27 protein-coding genes and 1 tRNA gene are annotated in these 22,854 nt (G+C 70.1%); 17 read left to right on the top strand and 11 right to left on the bottom strand.

The window, feature by feature from the left end:
• A partial coding sequence (locus AB0M88_RS45940; protein WP_364113352.1) for a metallophosphoesterase occupies positions 1-1,708 on the bottom strand: 1,708 nt, incomplete at its 3' end.
• A 166-nt stretch (positions 1,709-1,874) separates the two neighbouring features.
• Here AB0M88_RS45940 and AB0M88_RS45945 point away from each other — a divergent pair.
• Positions 1,875-1,951, top strand: a tRNA-Thr gene (locus AB0M88_RS45945).
• An 80-nt stretch (positions 1,952-2,031) separates the two neighbouring features.
• Here AB0M88_RS45945 and AB0M88_RS45950 read toward each other — a convergent pair.
• On the bottom strand, positions 2,032-2,490 hold the full coding sequence (locus tag AB0M88_RS45950) for a DUF2231 domain-containing protein (protein ID WP_364113302.1): 459 nt from the start codon (positions 2,488-2,490) through the stop codon (positions 2,032-2,034).
• 709 nt (positions 2,491-3,199) lie between these two features.
• Here AB0M88_RS45950 and AB0M88_RS45955 point away from each other — a divergent pair.
• From AB0M88_RS45955 to AB0M88_RS45975, 5 genes are all read left to right on the top strand, one after another.
• A complete protein-coding gene (locus AB0M88_RS45955; RefSeq protein WP_364113304.1) occupies positions 3,200-3,640 on the top strand; it encodes a DUF6232 family protein in 441 nt (146 codons plus the stop codon).
• 184 nt (positions 3,641-3,824) lie between these two features.
• Positions 3,825-4,739, top strand: coding sequence for a helix-turn-helix transcriptional regulator (locus AB0M88_RS45960; protein ID WP_364113306.1), 915 nt, complete (start codon positions 3,825-3,827; stop codon positions 4,737-4,739).
• A gap of 71 nt (positions 4,740-4,810) precedes the next feature.
• Positions 4,811-5,005 carry a DUF397 domain-containing protein gene (locus AB0M88_RS45965; protein ID WP_364113308.1) on the top strand — a complete coding sequence of 65 codons (195 nt, stop codon included), beginning with the start codon at positions 4,811-4,813 and terminating at the stop codon, positions 5,003-5,005.
• A gap of 313 nt (positions 5,006-5,318) precedes the next feature.
• Positions 5,319-5,516, top strand: coding sequence for a DUF397 domain-containing protein (locus tag AB0M88_RS45970; RefSeq protein WP_364113310.1), 198 nt, complete (start codon positions 5,319-5,321; stop codon positions 5,514-5,516).
• An 18-nt stretch (positions 5,517-5,534) separates the two neighbouring features.
• A complete protein-coding gene (locus tag AB0M88_RS45975) occupies positions 5,535-6,098 on the top strand; it encodes a DUF6226 family protein (RefSeq protein ID WP_364113354.1) in 564 nt (187 codons plus the stop codon).
• A gap of 91 nt (positions 6,099-6,189) precedes the next feature.
• On the opposite strand, the gene AB0M88_RS45980 is transcribed toward AB0M88_RS45975, so the two are convergent.
• From AB0M88_RS45980 to AB0M88_RS45990, 3 genes are read right to left on the bottom strand one after another with little or no spacing between them, the layout of a single operon-like run.
• On the bottom strand, positions 6,190-7,404 hold the full coding sequence (locus AB0M88_RS45980; protein WP_364113312.1) for an MFS transporter: 1,215 nt from the start codon (positions 7,402-7,404) through the stop codon (positions 6,190-6,192).
• Complete coding sequence (locus AB0M88_RS45985) at positions 7,401-7,967, bottom strand: TetR family transcriptional regulator (RefSeq protein ID WP_364113314.1); 567 nt, start codon at positions 7,965-7,967, stop codon at positions 7,401-7,403. The genes AB0M88_RS45980 and AB0M88_RS45985 overlap by 4 nt, the downstream gene beginning before the upstream one ends.
• Positions 7,964-8,521, bottom strand: coding sequence for a sugar O-acetyltransferase (locus AB0M88_RS45990; protein ID WP_364113316.1), 558 nt, complete (start codon positions 8,519-8,521; stop codon positions 7,964-7,966). Before AB0M88_RS45990 ends, AB0M88_RS45985 begins: the two co-directional genes overlap by 4 nt.
• A gap of 41 nt (positions 8,522-8,562) precedes the next feature.
• On the opposite strand from AB0M88_RS45990, the gene AB0M88_RS45995 reads away from it, so the two are divergent.
• The gene (locus AB0M88_RS45995; protein WP_364113318.1) at positions 8,563-9,693 is read left to right on the top strand and encodes a geranylgeranyl reductase family protein; all 1,131 of its coding nucleotides are present in this window, start codon (positions 8,563-8,565) and stop codon (positions 9,691-9,693) included.
• Positions 9,694-9,709: 16 nt separating this feature from the next.
• Here the strand turns inward: AB0M88_RS45995 and AB0M88_RS46000 are convergent, their stop codons facing one another.
• Genes AB0M88_RS46000 through AB0M88_RS46015 form a run of 4 tightly spaced genes read right to left on the bottom strand, consistent with a single transcriptional unit; the run spans position 9,710 to position 13,000 of the window.
• Positions 9,710-10,288 carry a DinB family protein gene (locus AB0M88_RS46000; RefSeq protein WP_364113320.1) on the bottom strand — a complete coding sequence of 193 codons (579 nt, stop codon included), beginning with the start codon at positions 10,286-10,288 and terminating at the stop codon, positions 9,710-9,712.
• Positions 10,285-11,571 carry an MFS transporter gene (locus AB0M88_RS46005; RefSeq protein ID WP_364113322.1) on the bottom strand — a complete coding sequence of 429 codons (1,287 nt, stop codon included), beginning with the start codon at positions 11,569-11,571 and terminating at the stop codon, positions 10,285-10,287. The genes AB0M88_RS46000 and AB0M88_RS46005 overlap by 4 nt, the downstream gene beginning before the upstream one ends.
• Positions 11,571-12,056 (bottom strand): NUDIX domain-containing protein, encoded by a 486-nt coding sequence (locus AB0M88_RS46010; protein WP_364113324.1) that lies wholly within the window; start codon positions 12,054-12,056, stop codon positions 11,571-11,573. Before AB0M88_RS46010 ends, AB0M88_RS46005 begins: the two co-directional genes overlap by 1 nt.
• 23 nt (positions 12,057-12,079) lie before the next feature.
• A complete protein-coding gene (locus tag AB0M88_RS46015) occupies positions 12,080-13,000 on the bottom strand; it encodes a Ku protein (protein ID WP_364113326.1) in 921 nt (306 codons plus the stop codon).
• 94 nt (positions 13,001-13,094) lie between these two features.
• Here AB0M88_RS46015 and ligD (AB0M88_RS46020) point away from each other — a divergent pair, with 94 nt between their 5' ends.
• From ligD (AB0M88_RS46020) to AB0M88_RS46050, 7 genes are all read left to right on the top strand, one after another.
• On the top strand, positions 13,095-14,048 hold the full coding sequence (ligD, locus tag AB0M88_RS46020) for a non-homologous end-joining DNA ligase (RefSeq protein ID WP_364113328.1): 954 nt from the start codon (positions 13,095-13,097) through the stop codon (positions 14,046-14,048).
• The gene (gene ligD / locus AB0M88_RS46025; protein WP_364113330.1) at positions 14,038-14,946 is read left to right on the top strand and encodes a non-homologous end-joining DNA ligase; all 909 of its coding nucleotides are present in this window, start codon (positions 14,038-14,040) and stop codon (positions 14,944-14,946) included. Before ligD (AB0M88_RS46020) ends, ligD (AB0M88_RS46025) begins: the two co-directional genes overlap by 11 nt.
• 90 nt (positions 14,947-15,036) lie before the next feature.
• A complete protein-coding gene (locus AB0M88_RS46030; protein WP_364113332.1) occupies positions 15,037-15,393 on the top strand; it encodes a hypothetical protein in 357 nt (118 codons plus the stop codon).
• An 11-nt stretch (positions 15,394-15,404) separates the two neighbouring features.
• Complete coding sequence (locus AB0M88_RS46035; RefSeq protein ID WP_364113334.1) at positions 15,405-15,974, top strand: sigma-70 family RNA polymerase sigma factor; 570 nt, start codon at positions 15,405-15,407, stop codon at positions 15,972-15,974.
• Positions 15,971-16,471 (top strand): hypothetical protein, encoded by a 501-nt coding sequence (locus tag AB0M88_RS46040; RefSeq protein WP_364113336.1) that lies wholly within the window; start codon positions 15,971-15,973, stop codon positions 16,469-16,471. Before AB0M88_RS46035 ends, AB0M88_RS46040 begins: the two co-directional genes overlap by 4 nt.
• 68 nt (positions 16,472-16,539) lie before the next feature.
• Positions 16,540-16,884, top strand: a complete 345-nt coding sequence (locus AB0M88_RS46045) for a PadR family transcriptional regulator (protein WP_364113338.1) — start codon at positions 16,540-16,542, stop codon at positions 16,882-16,884.
• Positions 16,881-17,288 carry a hypothetical protein gene (locus AB0M88_RS46050; RefSeq protein ID WP_364113340.1) on the top strand — a complete coding sequence of 136 codons (408 nt, stop codon included), beginning with the start codon at positions 16,881-16,883 and terminating at the stop codon, positions 17,286-17,288. The genes AB0M88_RS46045 and AB0M88_RS46050 overlap by 4 nt, the downstream gene beginning before the upstream one ends.
• On the opposite strand, the gene AB0M88_RS46055 is transcribed toward AB0M88_RS46050, so the two are convergent.
• Together AB0M88_RS46055 and AB0M88_RS46060 are read right to left on the bottom strand one after the other, a co-directional pair.
• A complete protein-coding gene (locus AB0M88_RS46055) occupies positions 17,285-18,946 on the bottom strand; it encodes a DNA repair helicase XPB (RefSeq protein ID WP_364113342.1) in 1,662 nt (553 codons plus the stop codon). The genes AB0M88_RS46050 and AB0M88_RS46055 overlap by 4 nt on opposite strands.
• Positions 18,947-18,983: 37 nt before the next feature.
• On the bottom strand, positions 18,984-21,413 hold the full coding sequence (locus tag AB0M88_RS46060) for a helicase-associated domain-containing protein (protein WP_364113344.1): 2,430 nt from the start codon (positions 21,411-21,413) through the stop codon (positions 18,984-18,986).
• Positions 21,414-21,505: 92 nt separating this feature from the next.
• Between AB0M88_RS46060 and AB0M88_RS46065 the strand changes: the two genes are divergently transcribed.
• From AB0M88_RS46065 to AB0M88_RS46075, 3 genes are all read left to right on the top strand, one after another.
• The gene (locus AB0M88_RS46065; RefSeq protein WP_364113346.1) at positions 21,506-21,697 is read left to right on the top strand and encodes a hypothetical protein; all 192 of its coding nucleotides are present in this window, start codon (positions 21,506-21,508) and stop codon (positions 21,695-21,697) included.
• Entirely contained in the window at positions 21,694-22,305 is a 612-nt protein-coding gene (locus AB0M88_RS46070; protein WP_364113348.1) for an HAD family hydrolase, read from the top strand. The genes AB0M88_RS46065 and AB0M88_RS46070 overlap by 4 nt, the downstream gene beginning before the upstream one ends.
• 62 nt (positions 22,306-22,367) lie before the next feature.
• Positions 22,368-22,754: a cold shock domain-containing protein gene (locus AB0M88_RS46075; protein ID WP_364113350.1), complete on the top strand. Its 387-nt coding sequence runs from the start codon at positions 22,368-22,370 to the stop codon at positions 22,752-22,754.
• Positions 22,755-22,854: the final 100 nt, after the last annotated feature.

Consider the following 22,854-nt stretch of genomic DNA (forward strand, 5'->3'; position numbering starts at 1 on the left):
TGGCCGCAGCGGTGTTCGCGGCGGCGGGCGAGGCCGCCGGCGCCGGGGGTACGACGATGGGCCGCTCGATTCGCCGGACGGTGTATGGCTCTTCCGGCCGCAGCCAGGGCATATGCGGTTCCGCGTCCGGATCGGCCACCCACTTGCGGCAGATCTTGTCGATGCCGAGCGGATGGATCGTCAGCGTGCCGTCGGTCGCGATGTGCATGCGCAGGAAGCTCTTGGCGTCTTCGATGCCCTGCCCGGCGAACAGCTCGTTGACGTTCACGTCGAACCACAGGCCGGCGATCAGAAGGTAGAGCGCCATCAGCTGGGTCGACAGGAACCCGATGATCGGCCCGTAGACCACCGCGGCCACGACCAGCGGGCCCGGCCAGACCCAGTTGTGCGGCGGCAGGTGGATCCAGGCCCAGGCGCCCAGCGCCGCCAGCCCGATCTGGGCGGCGCCGTTGAGGACGCCGAGGATCCAATGGCGGACGTGCTTCGGCGCGCTCGACTTCGGCGGCTGGGCGAACAGGATCGTGCCGCCCATGATGAGCGCCAGCATGATGACCAGCGGGATGCTGAACAGGCGCTGGATGCTGCCGCTCTGGCTGGCCGCGCCGGCCATGGCCAGCATGGTCAGTGTCTGGATGATGCCCAGCATGGTGGCGAAGCCGGGGTTGCGGGTCGGCACGCGCCGGAACACGCCCCAGCTCATGCGCCGCGAGGTCGCCTCGTCCGGGAAGCGCGACACCAGGTCGTATTTCTTGCTCTCACTGCGGCTGCGGGTCAGCGTGCCCTCGGCCGGCACCGTCAGCTGCTTGGGCAACTGGTGGGTGGCCAACAGGTAGGCCCCGCCGCCCCCGCAGGTCAGCAGCTCGCGGTCGGCCCTGTGGTAGCGGGCGTAGTGGTGCAGATCGCCCGAGACCAGCACCCGCACGTCGGCTCCGCGCGGCTCGAGAATTATGCGGATGAAGTAGTCGATCGCGTCGTAGACCTCGGGGTGGTCGGCCGCCTTGACCCACTTCGGCGATGGCGTCATCAAAATCACGCGGTCGCCCGGCTTGACCTCGCGCGCCGCCTTCTCGAAATAGAGCAGCTGCGGATCGTCGATGTACGCCTCGAACTGCTCGTCGATCGCGAACAGCCACCAGTCGGCGGGCAGCCGGACCGCGAAGTAGGACCGTCGCTGCTCGGTGCGCCACCCGCCGATGTGCCCGTCCTTCCGGCGCGCGAACAGCCGCAGGAAGGCGGTCAAGCCGTCATACCAGTCGTGGTTTCCGGGGAGCGCGAACAGCACCGGCTGAGGTGAGTCGGCGGGCGCCTCGGGCAGTGCCGCGCGGTAGGGGCCCTTGGTGCGGTCTTCGTAGTTGTCGCCGCTGGCCACCGGGTACGTCTCGTCGCCGCCCATCAGCAGCAGCCGGCCACGCGGGAGCCGCTCGCCGCCCTCGATCTCGAGCTCGGGCAGCGCCAGCGCGTGCGCCACCGAATAGGTCGAGTGGAACCCGTCGCCGAGGTCGGCCACGAAGTCGAACCAGATCTCCCCGTCGGCGGTGCGGGAGTGGTCGAACCAGTTGCCGTCGAGCGAGTTCTGCAGCTCGCGCTTGTCGAGGTAGGCCCCGAAGAGCAGGGCGCCCAGCGTCTGCAGACCGGTGCGGATCAGCTGGAGCGGCGCCAGCCAGGGCACCGGCTTCTGCGGGGTGAACCCCAGCTCCCGCGGGTCCATGGTGCGCGGCCGGGGCGGCCCGCCGTGCCGAAGAGATCGTTGATCGTCACTCACCCGAGGCACCTTAGCCGGGCCCTCCGACAGGTTGGATGCCAGCGACACGGGACGCCGCGGGCGGAACCCTCGAGAGATCCCACCCGGCCATGCCGTACACTTGCTCATCGTTGCCGCCTTAGCTCAGTCGGCTAGAGCGACGCACTCGTAATGCGTAGGTCGACGGTTCGATTCCGTCAGGCGGCTCCAGAGCAAAAGGCCCGCTGAGCTCGGTAGACACCGAGTTCAGCGGGCCTTTTGGCGTGTCGGTGGCCCTGGTGCTCGACCTCTCAGTAGCCCCGGTGCTCGACCGCGGCCCGGGCGAAGGCCGGCGTGCGGCCGCTGGCCAGCGCGCCGGCGAACCAGGCGCCGAAGCCGGCGACCCCGATCGCCAGCAGCTCGACCAGGAACAGGCCCACGCCGACCTGCCGTTCGGGCTCGCCCACGCGGACCATCAGGATGACCGCGAACAGGATCAGCGTGGCCATGTTGAGCAGGACCCGCAGCACGCCGATCCGCTTGGCCAGCGGACGCCGTACGAAGATCAGGTCAATGGCCCCGGCCAGTACGGCCAAGCCGCCGGCGATCAGGCCGGCGACCACGTTCCAGTAGCCGAGGGAACCCAGGATGGCGGGTCCTCCGGACAGGTCGGCGACGTCGAAAATCCCGGCCATCACGAACAGGCCCAGAGGGAATGCCACCAGGATGGGTTGCACCGCTTGGCCCGCGATGCGGAGTCTGCTCTCCATGCGGGTTCTGCCTTCCCACCTGCCTATCACAGGTTTGTCGTGGCTCTTTGCGATATCAGGCCTACCCGGCCTCTACATCGATAAAACGCCGCGACCCGCCCATAGTGACGCGTCGCTCGCCCGGTCACTCGGCATGTACGCAATCTGCAACGTGTCAGGTTGTCGCGTAGCGGAGTGCCTCATCGCGTGGTCTACTTGTGAGTAGAGCAGTTAGGGCTGGGCTCTGAGTAACAAACCGCTCGAGCCGAACGGCCGCTCGAGTGGAAACGGCAGAGGCAAGCGAAAACGCAACGGCACCCGGCGGCAACCGGGTGCCGTTAGTGCCTCTGGACACCGTGGCCGGGGCGGCAACACCCGGCGCGAGCGAGGCAGGGAATTCTCTCTGCGGCCCATACTGTCGCGCAGGCCACTGGCCCGCAAGGTGCGCAGCCGCGAAGTTCGTCATCCGCACCGACGCCCGCGCCAACCAGGATGCTCGCAATGTGCAACATGGCACCTTGAGGTATGGCGATCTGGATGGTGGCCATGCTTCACTGAGCCCACAAGGGCGGAGCTTCACCACACAAAGGAGCACAGGCACCCGGCGGCAACCGGGTGCCTTGTCGCCTCTGCCGCCCCCCGAATCGGCACGTCGATCGAGCGTGAGGCGGGAATTCTCTCTAGTTACGTCCTTCCTCACGGGACTCAGGCGACGGGGAGGGAGTACGTCTTGCGCACTTACTACGACGGTCCTGACGCTCTCGTTACCGAGAACCACTTCATCTGGAGGACCGATCCTCTGCGGGCCTTCATCATCGGCGACCTGAAGGACGTACGCCTCGTCCAGCGCGATGTGGGCAGTCCCCGCATGATCACCGCGCTGGCGGCGGTGGCCGCGGCGGCCATGATCGTGGCGCCCGGATGGCTCTTCGTTCACACTATTGGCGGCCGGCTGGTGCTCGTCGGCGCGGCGGCCGCCGCGGTGATTCTGGCTACTTTGGGCAGGCGTAGCGTTCATCAGTGGGAGCTTCGCGCGGCCTATCAGTCGCGCGAGGTGGTTCTCTACACGACACTCGAGATCAGAACGTTCAACCAGGTAACCAGGGCTCTGCGGCGTGCCATCGAGGGCGACCGGAGGGCTCGTGGCTACCAGCGGATGGCGGCGGCGTGAGTGGTCACCGACGGACAGTGGAACGTGACACGTCTCGTTTTGGCGAATACCCCGCCGCCCGGTTCGTCGTTTTGATAGGACAGTGGGTAGCATGACGCGCGACCTCGCTGGTTGCCGTATCGCAGTCAGCGAGGTGGCACGTTGACGAAGATTTCTTCACCGACGAAGGACCGACGAAGTTCCTATGGCCGAGGAAGTCTCGCCCGCCGTCGCGCGCCGGCGTTTACGCCTGGCTCTGCGTGACGCGAGAGAGCGCGCTGGAAAAACTCAGCAAGAGGTTGCTGAGCAGATGGAGTGGTCCCTCAGCAAGGTCATTCGCATCGAGGCCGGCGACAACACCATCGCTCCCAACGATCTTCGCCCTTTGCTGACCTTTATCGGCATCAAGGACCGGGCCGTCGTCAACGAGTTGATGGCGATCGCCAAAATCGCCCGGACCCGCCAGCGCCAGGCGTGGTATCAGCGGCCGGAATACCGCGAGCACCTCACGTACGCGATGCGGCAGCAGATCGAATACGAGGCGGAAGCCGAGGCCATTTGGTATTGGTCCGTCTTCTACATGCCCGGCCCGCTGCAGACGCCCGAATACGCGCACGCCAATCTCGAGTCCTTCGACGACGAGGACCTCTCCGAGGAGCAGCGCCACTATCGCGCGGAGTCGCGTCGTCTGCGGCGCGAGGTCGTACTCTCCCGTCTCGGGGAACTCAAGATCTTCGCATTGCTCGACGAATCCGTTTTCCGCCGCCCGCTCGGCGGCCCCGACGTTTTCCTCGGCCAACTGCGAGAGATGCATCGGCTGGCCGCCGATGGGTTGATCAAGGTCCGGATGGTGCCCTTCGACTTCGTGGCCTCCGTGACCAACAACGCCACCTTCGACCTCCTGTCCCTGGACATGGCCGACGAGGGCAGCGAAGTGCTCTACCGGGAGGTCGGCGTCACCGACGAGATCATCGAGGACCGCACCACCACCCGGCGGCACCACGCTCGATTCGACAAAATCTGGAACGATGCCTACACCGAAGAAGACACAATCGACTTCATGCGCGGGCGCATATCAGATCTCGAGGCGTTGATCGAGCGCCGGAAGAACCCTGAGTAACTTTCGTGAGGGGTCCGCAGTTCTGCTCGCGGGGACTGCGGACCTGACTTGTGTGGAGAGGCTTGGACAACATGATCGACAACAACAGCATTGCCTGGCGCAAGAGCACCCGCTGCGGCAGCAACGCGTGCGTGGAAGTAGCCAAGGTCGACGGGCAGTACCTGGTCCGTGACTCGAAGAATCCGGAGGTGTCCGCGCTCGCGTTCACCGAGGCGGAATGGGTTGCGTTCACCGAGGGTGTCGCAGCCGGCGAATTCCTTTTCTGAAAGTAGTCCGCACCGTTCTTCCAAATGTGTGGACCACGCTTTAAAGTGTGGTGCCGCCCTGCATCCCGAAGTGCTACCGAATTCGGTGACAGTTCCGGATGCAGGGCGGATCCTCCGGCACCGAATAGGTGCCACAGGCGCCGCTGCGCCTAGAAACTGCGACAAATGCCTCTTATGGCGATAAAACGGCAGCCATTTTGCCTTCAATGAGGGATGAATAGTTCGTCCCACCCTCTTCACTCATGCCGACTTCTGCCGAGTGTCCGGCTCGTCCCTTAACGTGGATCCGAGGAACGTTAGGGAGGTGCTAGACATGATCGAGCCGACGGGAAAGCTGCGCTGGCAAAAAGCTAGACGTTGTGCCAATGGAGCATGCGTCGAGGTCGCGCGGGACGGCGATCAGATCCTGGTGCGGGACTCGAAGGCCCCGCTGTCCGGGCCGCTGAAGTTCACCCAGGAGGAATGGGACCACTTCCTCACCGGCGCCCGGGAAGGCGACTTCGATTTCTGATGGGGTCGGTTTCGGCCGATCAGCTGGGATGCCGCGGGCCGAGCGCGGCATACTGCGCTGGTGAGGGATTACCCGCACACCACCGACACGGAGCGTTTCGCCGTGCTGCATGACGCGGCCGACGCCCTGCTGGACGAACTGGCCGAGCGATACATGGTCGAACGCCGCGAGACCAAAGAGCTGCTCGGGCCCGACGAAGCGCTCGTGCGGACGGTTCGGCTCATTCCCCGTACGCCGGCGGCGGCACCGCTGGCGATCGCGTTCACCGGCCTCCCGGGCCTGCGGGTGCGGCTCGGGAGGTGGTGGACGCAGAGCCTGCCCGGGTGCGCGTGCGCCGACTGCGCCGAGGACCCAGGTCAACTGGTCGATGAGCTGCGAGTTCAGACCAAAGCCATGATCGAGGGTGGCCTGTGGGAACGGGTCCGGCGCGGCGTGAGCGGCTCGTGGTTCGAGACCCGGCTGATCGGTGATGGCTTCAAGGCCGCCCACGAAGGGCTGATGTCCTCCCAGGCCGCCCGCAACGCCCGCCGCTGCGGCTTCGCCGCGGCCGTGCAGTGGGCACCCTGGCCCCGCCGCTCCTGATCATCCGCCGCGCTTTGCATGTGGCTGGGCTTTGCGGGAGGCCGGGCATTCGGGGACGGCTGTGCTTTCGGGCTTGGGGACGGCCGCGTCGTCAGCCGGCCTCGGGAAGTGGGCGGAGTGCGCCCGCCAGGACGACGGCCAGGGCCAGGAGGGCGGCTACGGCGAGGAGGCCGTGCTGGACGGTCACGTGGTCGCCCAGGAAGCCGATCAACGGTGGGCCGCCGAGGAAGGCCAGGTAGCCGATCGACGCGACCGTGCTCACCCGGGGCGCGGCGTGGGCCGGATCGTCGGCGGCGGCGCTCATGCCGACCGGGAAGCCCAGCGAGCCGCCGATTCCCCAGAGCAGCACGCCCGCGAAGGCGAACGGGGTGGCCGGCCCGAACACGAACAGCAGCAGGCCGAGCAGGGCGACCACGGCCAGGGCCCGCAGCACCGGGACCCGGCCGAAGCGGTCGAGCAGGCCCGGGCCGTACCAGCGGCCGACGGTCATCGCGGACAGGAAGACGGCGAAGGCGAGCGTGCCGACCACCGCCGGAGCGCCGTAGTCGTCGATCACGGCCACGCTCACCCAGTCGATGCCGGTGCCCTCGGTGAACGCCAGGGCCAGCACGAACACGCCGATCAGCAGGGTGCGCGACTCCCGCCACGGTGCCAGCGCCTGGGACAGGCGGGACACCCGCGGCGGGTGGGCGAGTTCCGGAACGACCGGCTCGGGGACGCCGGTCTCGTTGGGCAGGAACGCGCGGACGCCGACGATCGCCACGCCGGCGGACAGGACGGCGCAGACCAGCAGGTGGCCGGTGACCGGGGCGTGCAGGGCGACCGCGGCGGCGCCGGTCAGCGCGCCGGCGACGGTGCCGACGCTGAAGCCGGCGTGGAAGCGGGGCATCACCGGCTTGCCCAGCCGTCGCTCGACCAGCGCACCCTGCACGTTCATCGAGACGTCCCAGGCGCCGTTGGCGAAGCCGAACAGGAACAGGCCGATCCAGACCGGGGCCACGCCGTACCGGTAGCCGATCGCCGCGCCGCCCAGGCCGACCATGAGGAGCACGGACATCGCGGTGATCGTGCGGCGCGAGCCGAAGTGGGCGACGATCTGGCCGGCCAGTGGCAGCGAGACCACCGAGCCGGCCGCGATGGCGAGCAGGACCAGGCCGAGGCGGCCCGGGCTGAGACCGAGACCGTCGCGGACCTGCGGGATGCGGGCCGCCCAGCTCGAACCGGCGAAACCCAGCACGATGAAGGCCGCGTAGACTCCGCGGTTCGCCGCGCGGACGCTCGGCTCGGCGCCGACCGCGGTGGTCACGCCGGGATTCCCACGAAACGGGCGATTATCGTACGGGTTTCCGCGCGACTGAAGGTCGTCGTGGAAAGCGTCATGTGCATCACCAGGCCCTCGATCAGCGCGTCGACGCCCCGGGCGGTCACCGGGTCGACGAAGCGTTCCAGCACGGCGCGTGACCGGCGCATCCACGACTCGGTCACGCTGCGCAGGGCCGGGTTGCGCAGGGCGGCCAGATAGAGCTCGTACGACACGGTCCACTCCCGGGGGTCCACGTCGGCGTCGGCGCTGATCAGGGAGGTCACGGCGTCGACGAAGCCGGTCAGGTCGCGTACGTCGTCGAACCGCGCCTCGTAGCGCGGGGAGATCGTCTCGGCGAAGCGCTGGAAGGCCTGCGTGAGCAGGTCTTCCAGGGTGGTGAAGTGGTAGGTCAGGGAGCCGAGCGGCACGTCGGCGGCGGCCGCGATGCGCCGGCTGGTGGTACCGGCGACGCCGTGGTCGGCGATCACGTCGATCGCCGCGTCGATGATCCGGCTCTTGCGCTCGGGGTCATAGCGCCGCGGCGACCGCGCGGGAACGGCGGTCACGGCTCGACCTTGCGGATGATGCGCGCCGGGTTGCCGACCGCGACCACGCCCGGCGGCAGGTCGCGCGTGACCACGGCGCCGGCGCCGACCACGGTGTCGTCGCCGATGGTGATGCCGGGGAGGATGATGGCGCCACCGCCGAGCCAGGCGTTGTGGCCGATTCGGATCGGCTTGGCGGCTTCCCACTTCTCGAGTCTGGGGGCGGCGGCGACCGGGTGCAGGGCGGTGAGCAGCTGCACGTTGGGGCCGATCTGCACGTCGTCGCCGATCGTCACGGTCGCCACGTCGAGGCTGATCAGGCCGAAGTTGGCGAACGTGCGGGCGCCGACGAACGTCTGGTAGCCGTAGTCGCAGCGGAACGGCGGCCGGATCTCGCTGCCCTCGCCGAACGCGCCCAGCAGCTCGGTCAGCAGCGCCCGGCGCAGGGCGTCGTCGGTCGGGTCGGCGGTGTTGAGCCGGTGGGTCAGCGACATCGCCCGGCGGGCGTCGCGGGCCAGTTCGGGGTCGTCGGCGATGTACAGCTCGCCGGCCAGCATGCGGTCGCGCATGTTCATGTGTACGAGCGTACACAACTGGACTGGCTAGAATCCCCGGCGTGATCGAGCAGCCCTGGGATGTCGCGGTGGTCGGTGCCGGCCCCGCCGGATTGGCCGCGGCCCACGCCGCCGCCTCGGCCGGAGCCCGCACGATCGTGCTCGAACGCGCCGAGCACCCCCGTTACAAGACCTGCGGCGGGGGCCTGATCGGTACCTCGCTCGGAATCGCCGGCCCGCGCATCGAGGTGCCGGCCCGCGACCGCATCGACCGGATCACCTTCACCCGCAACGGACGCCTTGCGCTCACCCGGAGTGGCGGCGCACGTCCGATCCTGACCATGGTGCGCCGGGACGACTTCGACCACGCCTGGTATCAGGCGGTGGTCGCGCTGGGTGCCACCGTGCGGCAAAACGCACAGGTACGCGCGATCTCCCAGGACGAAAGCGCGGCGACCGTCACGTTGAGCGACGGCAGCCCGATCACCGCCCGCGTCGTGATCGGGGCCGACGGGTCGGCCGGCATCACCTCGCGCCACGTCGGCGTCACGTTCCAGCAGCAGGACCTGGGCCTCGAGGTCGAGTTGGCGGCCGAGGAGAAGGATCGCGCGCAGTGGCGGGGCCGGGTGCTGCTCGACTGGGGGCCGTACCCGGGGGCATATGGCTGGGTTTTCCCGAAGGACGACGAACTGACCGTCGGCGTGATCATGGCCAAGGGGCACGGGGCGGAGACCAAGCAGTACCTGCAGGACTTCGTGGCCCGGCTCGGGCTGGCCGACCGCAAGGTGCTGCGCGACTCGGGCCACCTGACCCGCTGCCGGCACCCCGACTCGCCCCTGGTCAAGGGCCGGGTCATGGTCGTCGGCGACGCGGCCGGGCTGCTCGAGCCGTGGACCCGGGAGGGCATCAGCTACGCGCTGCGGTCCGGGACGTGGGCGGGAGAGGTCGCTGCGGGTGGGGGCGAGCTCACCGCGTACGGGAAAAAGGTTGAGCAGGAGCTCAGGCCGGAGATGACCGCCGGGCGCCGTCTGCTCGGGGTTTATGTGCGGCATCCCAACCTGGTGCACGCGTCGATGGCGACGCCGCTGGGGTGGCGGGCCTTTCAGGCGTTCTGCCGCGGCGAGCTGTCGATGGCCCGGGTGCTGCGGAGCTCGGGCATCCACGCCGCCGTCCGCCTGCTCGGAGGCGTGTGACGGCCGCGAGGTCGATCTAGGACGACCAGCGGGCGGTCGCGCGGGAGCGGTAGAGGTCGCGGAGCGTGCCGATCTCGCCGCCGTGGTGCATCGTTTCGCGGTTGAGGTGGAGCACGAGCTGGGCCATCGACTGGTCGGCGTAGAACCCGCCGCGGGGGCCCAGCGGCTCGAGCAACCGCTCGTCGGTCATCTCGCGCACACCGTCGGTCCACCAGCGGTAGGTCTTTTCGAGCAGCCCGACCGCCTCGGCGGCGTTGGCCGGCAGCCGCTCGGGGTAATGCCGCGGGTCGGCCATGTCGGCGTCGGCGGGCACGCTGCCGTCGCCGAAGAACGTGCTCGCCCGCGTGTAGAAGACGCCGACCGCGATGTGCACGATGCGCCAGGCCAGCGTGGTGAAGGGCGGCGGCGCCGGGTGCGGCCAGACGCCGTGGCCGTCGATGCGCATGGCGCCGTGCTCGTCGGGGCGGACCGACCAGCAGTCGGCGACCGGCTCCCAGAGGTATTCCTCGTCGGTCAGGCCCTCCAGGCGGGGCCAGAGGCTGTAGTTCCAGTAGAAGCCGAGTTGGTCGTCGATCAACGCGCTTGCCCAGTTCATCGGACTCCTTCGATCTGCAGCCGGGCCTCGTCGGCGGCTCGCTTGATCGCCTGGCCTTCCTCACCGGTATAGCGGAAGAAGCGGGGGAGCGCTGCCCCGAGCGCGATCGTGCCGGCGATGCAGAGGGCGCCGCCGACCCAGATCGAGCCGCCGACGCCGAGGCGGGTGCGGGCCATCGTGCCCGAGCGGAGCTGACCCAGCAGCGGGCCGGTCGTGTAGGAGAGAAGTTCGATGCCGGCCAGGCGTCCGCGCAGGTGATCGGGGATGGTCTGGTTCCAGATGATGTCGCGGAAGATGCCGGAGACGAAGTCGGCCGCGCCCGCGAAGGCCAGGCAGAGCAGGGTCAGCCAGAGCAGGTGGGAGAGGCCCACGCCGACGATGCCGAGGCCCCAGAAGAAGGCGGCCAGCAGGACCATCAGGCCGTGCCGCTGGACGCGCGCGGTCCAGCCGGAGAACAGGGTCGCGAGCATGTCGCCGGCCGCCGGCGCGGCGTAGAGCAGGCCCAGCACCTTGGGGCCGCCGAGATGGGTCGCCAGGAACGGGTAGAGGGCCTGGGGCATGCCGAAGAACATCGCGTTGATGTCGACCAGGTAGGTGCCGAGCAGTTCGGGGCGGGAGCCGGCGTACCGCACGCCGGTGATCACCGAGCGGACCGACGGGCGGTCGGCCGACGGGGGCGGCGGGACGGCCCGGACCAGGGTCAGGCAGATCAGCGAGAACGCGAAGGTGGCCAGGTCGAACGCGTACGCCCAGGCCAGCCCGAACGCCGACAGCAGGAGGCCGGCCGAGGCCGGGCCGAGGAGCTGGGCCACGCTGTAGCCGAGGGAGCGCAGGGCCATCGTGCCCGGCAGCTCCTCGGGCGTGACGATGCGGGGGATCATCGCCTCGAGGGCCGGTCGCTGCACGCCGTCGATGCAGGCGGTGAGCGCGGCGATGACGTAGAGCAGCCAGAGGTGCGGCGAGCCGGCCAGCGCGTTGACCAGCAGCACGCCGGTCAGGGCGGTGAGCGCGAACTCGCCGCCCCGCACGAGCAGGCGCCGGTCGACGTAGTCGGCCAGGGCGCCGCCGACGAACGCCATGACCAACAGCGGCACCAGCTCGCAGAGGCCGAGCAGGCCGACCGCCAGGGGATCGCCGGTGAGCTCGGCGACCTGGAACGGGATCGTGACGTAGGTGATGAACGACCCGAAGCCCGACACGGTGCCGCCGAGGAAGACCAGGCGGAAGTCACGGGAGGTACGCAGCGGGGTCAGGTCGACCCCGAGCTGTTTGAGCAGTCGCACTACTTCAGCACTAGCTGTCCGGTGGACTCGAACTTCGCCAGGTCGGCCAGCGTCTCCTGGACCACGAACGAGTTGTTGGGCAGCGCGTCGAGCGGGAACCAGCCGGCGTCGACCGACTCGTCGGTCTGGCGCTGGAGCTCACCCTCCCAGGTGTGGATCCGGAACGACATCAGGATCTGCTGGTAGGAGTGCCCGTAGTCGTTCGTGTATTGATAGGCGCTGTAGAACGCGAACGGGGTGAGCGAGGTCGCCCGGAGCCCGGTCTCCTCCCACACCTCGCGGATCGCGCACTCCTGCATGCTCTCGCCGAGCTCCATCGCCCCGGCCGGGATCGCCCAGTGCCGGTTGTCGGAGCGCTGGATCATCAGCAGGCGGTTCTGGTCGTCGAAGAGCACGCCCCGCGCTCCGACGAAGAGGATGGTGTCGGTGTCGCCGACACTGGCCCGCACCTTGCCGAGGTAAGACTCTGCCCACGTCAATGCCACGGGGCAACTCTAGCCAGTTCCGGTCAGGCCGATTTCTTGGCCACTTTTTTCGCCGGAGCGGCCTTCTTCGCCGGGGCCGCCTTCTTGGCGGGCGCTTTCTTGGCCGCCGTCTTCTTGATCGGGGTGGGCGCCTCGACCTCGGCCGCGCGTTTTTCGGGAGCCTCGCCCCGCGCCTTCTTCGCCCGCTCGACCGACGCCTTGAGGGCCGCCATCAGGTCGACCGCAGCGGCCGGCGCCTCCTCGGTCTCCTCCGGCTGCACCACCTCGCGGCCCTCGACCTTGGCGTCGATGACCTCCTGCAGCGCGGTCCGGTAGTTGTCGGTGAACTCGTCGGCCTTGAAGCTGCCCGCCATCGAGTCGATCAGTGAGCTCGCCATCGCCAGTTCGGCCGGCCGGGTCTCGATGTCGTCGTCGAGGAAGCCGAAGTCGGGGGTGCGCACCTCGTCGGGCCAGAGCATGGTGTTGAGCACCAGCACGTCGTCGCGGACGCGCAGGGTGGCCAGCTGCTCCCGCTGGCGGATGGCGATCTTGACGATCGCGACGCGGTCGGCGTCCTGCAGGGCGTCGCGCAGCAGGACGTACGGCTTGGCGGCCTGGCCCTCCGGCTCGAGGTAATAGGACTTCGCGAACAGGATCGGGTCGATCTGGTCGGCCGGCACGAACTCGAGCACGTCGATCGCCCGCGAGGTGCTCAGCGGCAGCTCGGCGAAGTCCTCGTCGGTCAGGATGACCATCTCGCCGCCGCCGACGTCGTAGCCCTTGGCGATGTCATCGAAGCTCACGACCTCGCCGTCGATCGAGCACGTGCGCTGGTATTTGATCCGGCCTCCGTCGGTGCGATGCACCTGGTGAAAGCGGATGTCCTTCTCCTCGGTCGCGGAGTAGAGCTTGACGGCGATGGACACCAGGCCGAAGGAAACCGCGCCTTTCCAGATCGCCCGCATGCTTAGTCTCCTAACCCAAAGTTAGTTTTCCCTGATCAGGATGGCATTACTGAGACGCCTGCGTAAGGTGTTCGGTCCTGCCTATGGTGATCAGGTGCCCGGTGCGCCGCTGTCTCCGATGCTCGCCACCGCCGGTGCGCTGCCGGCCGGGCCGGAGTGGAGCTTCGAGTTCAAGTGGGACGGGGTACGCGTCCTCGCATTGTTCGCCGGAGGTCCACCCGAGCTCTTCGCGCGCTCCGGTGCCGTGGTCACTGCCGCATACCCGGAGATCGCCGACCTGCACCTGCCCGAGGGCACCCTGCTCGACGGCGAGATGGTGGTGCTCGACGCGGCCGGGCGGCCGTCCTTCACCGCCCTCGCCGAGCGCATGCACGTGCGGGACCGTAACCGGGCGGCCCGGCTGGCGGTGACCGCCCCGGTCACCTACATGATCTTTGACCTGCTCTATCACGACGGCGACGACTACACCGGCCTGCCCTACCTGGCCCGCCGGGAGCGGCTGGAGGAGCTCGGCCTGGCCGGACCGCGGTGGATGGTGCCGCCGTCGTTCGGCGACGGGCCGGCGACCGCCGACGCGGCCCGCGAGAACAGCCTCGAGGGCGTGGTCGCCAAGCGCAACGACTCGGTCTATCTGCCCGGCACCCGGTCGGCCGACTGGGTCAAGGTCAAGTTCGACCGGACCGGCGACTACGTGATCGGCGGCTGGCGCAGCGGCGCCCGCAAACTGGGCGGCCTGCTGATCGGCGTGCCGACCCCGGACGGGCTGGCGTTCCGCGGGCGGGTCGGCGGCGGCATCGGGGCGGCCGCCGAGAAGGAACTCCTGTCGAGGCTGGAGCCGCTGGCCGCCCGGAGCTCGCCGTTCGCCGACGGCGCGGTGCCGCGCGAGGATTCCCGCGGCGCCCACTGGGTAACCCCTTCGCTCGTCGTCGAGGTGCGTTACGGCAACCGGACCCCGGACGGGCGCTTGCGCTTTCCCCGGTTCCTGCGGTTGCGTGACGACAAGACGCCGGAGGAGTGTGCGTACGAGGAGGAAGAGCATGGCTCCTGAGCGCTTCGCGGTCGCGATCGACGGCCGGGACCTCGAGCTGTCCAACCTCGACAAGGTTCTCTACCCGGTGGCCGGGTTCACCAAGGGCGAAGTGATCGACTACTACACCCGGATCGCCCCGGTGATGCTGCCCCACCTGGCCGGACGCGCGGTGACCCGCATCCGCTTCCCCAACGGCGTCGACGGCATCCACTTCTTCGAGAAGAACAAGCCCGGTGGCACGCCGTCCTGGGTACGCCTGGCCACGCTGCCCGTGCCCGGCTCGACCAAGAGCCGGGAGACGATCGACTTCGTGGTCGTCGACGACCTGGCGACCCTGGTCTGGCTGGCCAACCTGGCCGCGCTGGAGCTGCACACCCCGCAGTGGAAGATCGACGCCGACCCGGATCTGCTCGTGGTCGACCTCGATCCGGGCGCGCCGGCCGGGCTACGGGAGTGCTGCGCGGTCGCGGTGCTGATGCGGGACCGGTTGGACGACGACGGCATCGTGGCCTATCCGAAGACGTCCGGGAAGAAGGGCATGCAGCTGTGCTGCCCGATCTCGGGGGCGCAGGATTCGGAGCTTGTCACCGCGTACGCGAAAAAGGTGGCCGAGGAGCTGGCGGCGAAAGTCCCCAGCGGGATCACCGCGAAGATGGCCAAGGCCGTCCGGCCGGGCAAGATTTTCATCGACTGGAGTCAGAACGCGGCCGCGAAGACGACGGTGACGCCCTATTCGTTGCGGGCGCAGGAGCGGCCGACCGCGTCGACGCCGCTGACCTGGGACGAGGTCGAGGCGATCGGGACCGGGGCGGCCGAGGCGCGCCAGTTCACCGCGACTGAGGTTCTTGATCGCGTCGAACACCACGGTGACCTCCTTGAGGGGCTGTTGGAGGCGGGTCCGGAGCTGCCGGTCTAGCTGTGGGGTGGATCACAGCTGGACAGCCAACCTGATTCGGGCTGAGGCGTCTTTCCCTGCGACAGTCTTCCCTCGAACGCAGGAGAACTCATGCGCAGATCCACCCGTGGCCTGGTCATCGCCGTCGGAGCGATAGCGGTCGTCGTCGGCGGAGGGTTGTCGGCGGCGGCGTTCGCGGGCACCTCGACGCCGCACGCGGTGCCCAGCGCCTCGACCGCCGCGCCCGCGCAGGCCGGCAAGACGACCGCCGCGCCCGCGCAGGCCGGCAAGACGACCGCCGCGCCCGCGCAGGCCGCCAAGACGACCGCCCGGCCCGCGCAGGCCGCCAAGGTGACTGCCAGTGCCGTGCCGGTGCCCCGCACCATCGCCGCCACCGCTCCGAGGGCCGCGGCGACCGCTGTTCCGAGTGCCATGACGACCGCGAGTGCCCTCCCGGTCACCGGATAACGGGGCCGTTTGTGATCTTCGAGTTGCCGGTGCCACCGTGGATGCTGCGCTGGGCGCGGCAGGCTCCCTCCCGCCTGTCGATGCCCGCGGAGACGGTGGCGCCCGCACTCGACGCGCTCTTCCGGGAACGCCGGCTGGGGCTGGTGCGGCTCGCCCTGCTGATGGTCGACGACCTTCCTACGGCCGAGGACATCGTGCAGGACGTGTTCGCCCGCCTGCACCGCCGGCACGGGGACGCCCTGCACGGGGTGGCCGACCCGAACGCCTATCTGACGGCCGGCGTGATGAACGCGGCCCGGTCGGTGCTGCGGCGCCGCCGGGTCGCGCGGGCCTATCTGCCGCCGTCGCGCGACCCCGCGCCGGCGGCCGAGGACGAGGCGCTGCTCGGCGAGGGTGACCGCGACGTGATCCGGGCGCTGCGGCGGCTGACCACCCGGCAACGCCAGGTGGTGGTGCTGCGCTACTGGTCGGAGCTGTCCGAACAGGAGATCGCCGACACGTTGCGGGTCTCCACCGGAACCGTCAAATCGACCGCGCACCGGGCCCTGGCGCTGCTCCGGGGCTACTTGGGGGAGAAATGACCGACGCCGACCTGGAAGAGCGGGTTCGCCGGGCGCTGGCGGCCCGGGCTCGCACCGTCACCGCGCAGGACCTGCGCCCGGTGGTCGGCGAACGTCGCGGCCTGCCGGTGCGCTGGTGGCGGCCCCTGTCGGCCGGTCTGGCCGCGGTTGCGGTCGTGATGCTGATCTTTGTGGTCTTCCGCCGGTCGGACGATCCGGTGCGCCCGGATCGGCCCATCGCCCCGGCGGCCTCGGTGCCGGCGCCCGCCTCGCCCGCCTCGGCCGCCCCGTCCGCCCACTCCGCCTTGCCCGCCCAGTCCGCCTCGTCCGCCTCGTCCGCCTCGTCCGGCACTGCCAAGGCGACCTCCGCCGGGCAGAGCGCGGCCACTCCCCGTCGGGCTACCACCGCTGTGCCGAGCGCCGCCGCCACCGTTATGCCGAGTGCCGGCACCGCGGTGCCCAAGACCACCGCCACTGCCACCGGCACCTCGTTGCGGGCGGTGCCGTCCCGCCGCTGACCGGCCCGGATGCCTTCTTCGCTCGCGGCTGTGGACTGTACCTTGCGTCGCAAGGTACTGTGTGCGGCATGGCAGATGCAGCGCCGCTGTCGACCAGCCTGAGGCGGGGCACTCTCGAGTTCTGCGTGCTCGCGCTGGTCGAAGGCGAGGACCGCTACGGCAACGAGCTCGTGCGCCGGCTCGGCGACGAGCCCAACCTGGCCGCCTCCGAGGGCACGATCTATCCGCTGCTGTCCCGGCTGCGCCGCGTCGGCTGGCTGGACAGCAAGTGGGCCGAGTCGCCCTCCGGGCCACCGCGGCGCTACTACGGCCTGACCCCGGCCGGGCGGGCCGCCCTCGAGCACTTCCGCTCCGAGTGGGTCTCGTTTCGCCAGACCGTCGATCGTCTCGTGGGAACCGGTGAGGTCGCATGAAGATCAAAAACACTGACGACGTCGTCGCGGAGTACCTGCACGAGGTCGACCTGCGGTTGACCGGGCTGCCGGTGCTGCAGCGGCGCGAACTGCTGGCCGACCTGGCCGCGCACATCGCCACCGAGCGCACCGAACGCGACATCCGGTCCGAGGGCGAGCTGATCGAGGTGCTCGAGAAGCTGGGCAGCCCCGAGGTGGTGGCCAACGCGGCGTACGAGGAAGCGGGCACCCGCCCGCCCCGGCCCGCGCCGCCCCGGAAGCGGAACTGGATTCCGCTCGCCGTCGCGGCCGGGGTCGTCGTGGTCGTGCTGGTGGTGTGCGGGTTCTTCGGCTTCTTCGCGCTGGCCCGGAACGACGAGCCGGCCCAGCGCGTACACGTCGTCCCAGCGCCCGCCGAGCGTTAGTCGATCTGGGGGAGCGGCGGGCCGAGCACGTCGTCGGCGTCGACGATCGTGTAGGCGTAGCCCTGCTCGGCCAGGAAGCGCTGCCGGTGCGCGGCGTACTCGGTGTCGATCGTGTCGCGCGAGACCACCGTGTAGAAGTGGGCCTGGCGGCCGTCGGCCTTCGGGCGCAGCACCCGGCCGAGCCGCTGGGCCTCCTCCTGCCGCGAGCCGAACGTGCCCGACACCTGGATCGCCACCGCCGCCTCGGGCAGGTCGATCGAGAAGTTGCCGACCTTCGACAGCACCAACGTGCGCAGTTCGCCGGCGCGGAACGCGTCGAACAACCGCTCCCGCTCCTTGTTGGTGGTCGAGCCCTGCACGATCGGGGCGTCCAGATATTCGCCCAGCTCGTGCAGCTGGTCGAGGAAGCCGCCGATGACCAGCACCGGCTCGCCGGGGTGTTTGTCGACCAGGGCGCGCACGACCGGCAGCTTGGTGCGGGCGGTCGCGGCGACCCGGTAGCGCTCCTCGGCCTCGGTCACCGCGTACGCCATGCGCTCGGCGTCGGTCAGGGTGACCCGCACCTCGACGCACTCGGCCGGGGCGATCCAGCCCTGGGCCTCGATGTCCTTCCACGGGGCGTCGTAGCGCTTGGGGCCGATCAGCGAGAAGACGTCACCCTCGCGGCCGTCCTCGCGGACGAGAGTCGCGGTCAGGCCGAGCCGGCGCCGGGCCTGCAGGTCGGCCGTAAAACGGAAGATCGGCGCCGGGAGCAGGTGGACCTCGTCGTAGATGACCAGGCCCCAGTCGCGGGCGCCGAACAGGTCGAGGTGGGTGAACGCGCCGCCGCGGCGCGAGGTCAGCACCTGGTACGTCGCGATGGTGACCGGGCGGATCTCCTTGCGCTCCCCCGAGTATTCGCCGATCTCGTCCTCGGTCAGCGAGGTGCGGGCGACCAGCTCACGCTTCCACTGCCGGCCGGCCACGGTGTTGGTGACCAGGATCAGCGTGGTGGCCGACGCGGTCGCCATCGCGGCGGCACCGACCAGCGTCTTTCCCGCGCCACACGGGAGCACGACGACGCCGGAGCCGCCCGCCCAGAAGCCGTCGACGGCCTCCTGCTGATAGGAGCGCAGCGTCCAGCCCTCCTGGGCCAGGGCGATCGGGTGCGCCTCGCCGTCGACGTAACCGGCGAGGTCCTCGGCCGGCCAGCCCAGCTTGAGCAGCGCCTGCTTGAGCCGGCCCCGCTCGGACGCGTGCACCGCGATGGTCTCGTCGTCGATGCGGTCACCGAGCATGCCGGCCAGCTTCTTCGACTTCGCCACCTCGATCAGCACGATCTTGTCGAGGCCGCGCAGCACCAGCCCGTGCGTCGGGTCGTTGACCAGCTGCAGCCGGCCGTAGCGGTCCATCGTCTCGGCCACGTCGACCAGCAGCGCGTGCGGCACCGGGTAACGCGAGAACTTGATCAGCGAGTCGACCACACCCTCGGCGTCGTGCCCGGCCGCCCGCGCGTTCCAGAGACCGAGCGGGGTCAACCGGTAGGTGTGCACGTGCTCGGGCGAGCGCTCCAACTCGGCGAACGGCGCGATCGCCATCCGGCACGCCTGCGCGTCCGGGTGGTCGACCTCGAGGAGAAGGGTTTTGTCCGACTGCACGATCAGTGGTCCGTCGCTCACGTGATGCGCCCTTCCCTGGCGAAACCGACGTTCGAGCCTACTCCGTCTCCTCCGGGACAGCGGCCGTGATGCGATGCAGGGCGAACGTGTGCAGCGTCTCCGTGCGCTCGTCCTCGGCCCGCAGATAGCCCGCGCTCAGCGACACCGGGCGGACCAGCCGGGACAGGGTCGCGCCGTGCGAATCGACATAACCCACCCAGACCCGGGCCTTCTCCCGCACCGCCTGCTGCAGCACGGCCATCGCCTGCCCATGCTGCTGCACCGCGGACAGCCCGGCGACGCCGTGCCCGTTCGCCGCCCGCACGGCGACCGGGGCCCGGCGGGCGGCGCGGGTGGCGATGTCACCGCGGCGGATCTGCTCGACCACCCCGGCCAGACGGGGTCCGGCCAGGATCGGCGGCCCGGCCTGATCGGCCACTCGCGCCGCCATTGACGTACGGGTGGGGGCCCGCCGAACCTTGGGGCGCGACGGCACGGTCGCCCCGCCCGCATCCTCGGCGACCGGGGCGAAACCGGCGTCCCGGAGCGCGCCCAGCAGCCTCGCCGTCGGGGCCGGACTGACCAGAACGGTCGGTGCGAGCTGCCGCAGGCTCAGGCTCGCCAGCCGCTTGTCGGTCAGCACCTCGGCGATCAGTGCCTCGTCGTCGCTGCGCAGATAGGAGCCGGCCGAACCGGACCGCAGGCCACCGTGCTTGCGGGCGGCGTCGTCGATCATGTAGCTGAGCGCCTGCGGCACCGGGGTGCGCGACCGCCGCTTGAACAGCGTGTGCAGGTCGGCGGCCGAATATCCGGCGTCCAGGGCCCGGCGCACGCTGGCCGCGGTGACCCGGAACACGCTCGCCCCGCCGGCCGACTCGGGCTCGGCCACCACGTCGAGCTCGGCCGCCAGCTCGGGCTCGGGCGGCCCGGGCACCACCACCGAGAGATCGGCCTGCACCAGCACGTGGTCGACCGGGGCCGGCAACCGGGCGTCGAGCACCCGGATCGCCTCACTGACCGGATGGGCCCGGCCCCGGCGGATCCCCAGCGGGTCGCTCTCCCCCTGATCGGGATCCTCGAGCAGCAACCGGGCGTACGAGGTGATCGCCCCCAGCGCGATGACACCGAGCAGGGCGGCCCCGCTCAGCGCGTCGCGATGGGCCGCCTCCCGCCCCCGGGCCCGGCGCGGCGCCTGCCAGGCCAGCAGGCCGAGCACCTCGTCGGCCGGCGGCGAGGTGCCGGGAGCCAGATCGGCCAGCACGAGCAGGGTGTCGCGGCGCGCCTCCGGGGCGGCCGAACGCTCGACCTCGGGAGCGAGCGCGTTGATCGGGCGGTCCCGCTCGTCCCGCTGGCCGATCAGGCCCGGCTGCCGGGTCATCACCAGCCACGAGCGGACCAGGGTCTCCCAGCGGTGCGCGATGCTGAGCGCCCGCCACAGGTCGAAGGCCCCGGTGGGCAGGAAGATCTCCTCGACCGCGCCGGCCGCCCGGCTGATCGTGACCGCGCGGGAGATGCCGGACGCGTCGCTCTCGCCGACCAGGCCCGCGGCGTAGGCCACCTCGAGCAGCAGCGCGGCCGCCGGCTCGTCGAGACCGGTCGCGCGGGCGAGCCGCTTCAGATCACGTACGCCGAGACCACCCGCCCGCAGGATCGCGGCCGGCTCGGCGGCCAGCGCGTCGAGCAGCGCCTCAGTGCTGCGGACCGCCTCCATGACCTGCCCCGCGCCGGCCGAGTCGACCGACTTCGGCTCGCGGGCCGGGCCGTCGGGCAGCGGCGGGAACGGCCGCAGCACACCCAGCGGGCCGGTGTCGCGGCGCAGGAGCATGCCGACCTCGCGGGGCAGCTCGACCAGCTCACCGTCGGCGCGCGGCGCCCGGCCGGCGTCCGAGATCGGTACCAGCACGTGGTGGTCGACCAGCCAGCGCACCGGCTCGGCGACCGTCTCCCGGCTCAACGCGCCGATCGGCGGCCCGGCGGCGAGACGGTCGAGGACGGCCCGGGCACCGGGCGGTGCGGCCAGGACCGTACGCCGGAGCTTCGCCTTGTCGGCGCAGAGCGCGGCCGTCTGAGGGTCGAGAAAGTCGGCCGGCCGCCCGAGCTGGGCCGGATAGGGCGACGTGACCTCGTCGACCGCGCCGGTGACCTGGAGCGCGTCATCGGGGCCGTACAGCAGGAACCGGACGCGGAGACGGTCGATCGCGACGCGTACGTCATCGGCGCCCGCGCCCGACGCCAGCGCGAGAATCTCGCCGACCGAGGTCGCGGCAGTTTCGGCGCCGCGGCTGAGCCGCGCCGCGTCGAGGATCTGCAGGGTGAACTCGTCGAGCCCGTCCAGGCAGCGGGCAACCGAGCCGCGGGACTGGGCGCGCACCGCCAGCGCGGAGACGTCCGTGGGCAGGGGCACGACGAGGTCGGGGCGCAACTGGACAAGCGCGCCCAGGGCCTCATCGGTGAGTGCCCGCAGCTGATCGGCGAATGTGGTGGCCATCGTTCTCAACGCTACTGGCCATGGGACGATAGTGAGGTGTCCGGCCGGTGCTTGTTGTTCAGTGCCGGCCTTTACTCGTGAAGGGAAATTCCGTGGCCGTTGACAAGAAGACGCCGACCAACACCCGTCGTGACGGGGCGCTGGACAAGGCGGCGGACAAGGGCCACCTGGCGGTCGCCGAGCTCGTGGCCGACCGGGCCGCCGCGCCGTCGCCGTTCGGCGACGACCAGACGTTCCCGCTGCCGACCACCCGAGTGACCTACGTTCCGTCGTCTCACTGGTGAGCGGAGCGGTCGGTTTCGATCTGGACATGACCCTGATCGACTCCCGGCCCGGGATTCGCGCCGCCTACCAGGCGCTGACCGCCCAGACCGGTGTCCACGTCGACGCCGACCTGGCGGTCTCCCGCCTGGGACCGCCGCTGCGCCGGGAGATCGGCGAATGGTTCCCGGCCGACCAGGTCGAGGAGGCGGTGACCACCTACCGGAAGCTCTACGCGGAATTCGCGATCGAGCCGAGCGTGCCCATGCCGGGCGCGCGCGAGGCGCTCGACGCGGTGCGCGCGCTCGGGCTCCGCGTGGTGATCGTCACGTCGAAGCTGGGCCGGCTCGCCCACCTGCACCTCGACCACCTCGGTCTGGTCGCCGACGAAGTGGCCGGTGACCTGTTCGCGTCGGCCAAGGGATCGGCGATTCTCCAGCACGGTGTGCGGTGGTTCGTCGGCGATCACGAGGGCGACATGGTCGCCGCGCGTACGGCTGGCGTGCCCGGCATCGGCGTCGCGACCGGGCCCTGCACGACCGATGAGCTGAAGGCGGCCGGGGCGGCGTACGTCCTGCCCGACCTGACCGGTTTCCCCGCGCTGCTGCGCGAGATTGCAGTTGGGTCTTAGACCACCGCTTAAGTAGCCTTGCCGTGAGCGGTTGTTTCCATTGAGTGAAGTTGAGGTCACCGGTGCCCACGGGTCGAGTGAAGTGGTACGACGCGACGAAGGGATTCGGGTTCGTCACCAGCGATGAGGGCGGCGACGTGTTCCTGCCCAAGGGCGCGTTGCCGGCGGAGGTCGTCGAGCTGAAAACGGGGCAGCGGGTCGAGTTCGGGGTGGTCGACAGCCGCAAGGGCGCCCAGGCGATGGGCGTCAAGCTGATCGACGCACCGCCGTCCCTGTCCGAGCTGCGCCGCCGTCCGGCCGAAGAGCTGCACGGCATGATCGAAGACATGATCAAGCTGCTCGAGTCTCAGGTGCAGCCCGGTCTTTCCCGCGGTCGCTACCCCGACAAGAAGACCGCACAGAAGATCGCGCAACTGGTCCACGCGGTTGCCAGCGAGTTCGAGGGTTAGCAAGCGCCGGGCCGGGGTGGGTATTGACCCACACCAGCCCGAGCTCCTGATAAAATAATAGTGTTTTGGGGCGGGGGAGTGTCCGGCCGCCCCGCGCCGG

Source organism: Actinoplanes sp. NPDC051411, assembly GCF_040682075.1.
GTDB lineage: Bacteria > Actinomycetota > Actinomycetes > Mycobacteriales > Micromonosporaceae > Actinoplanes.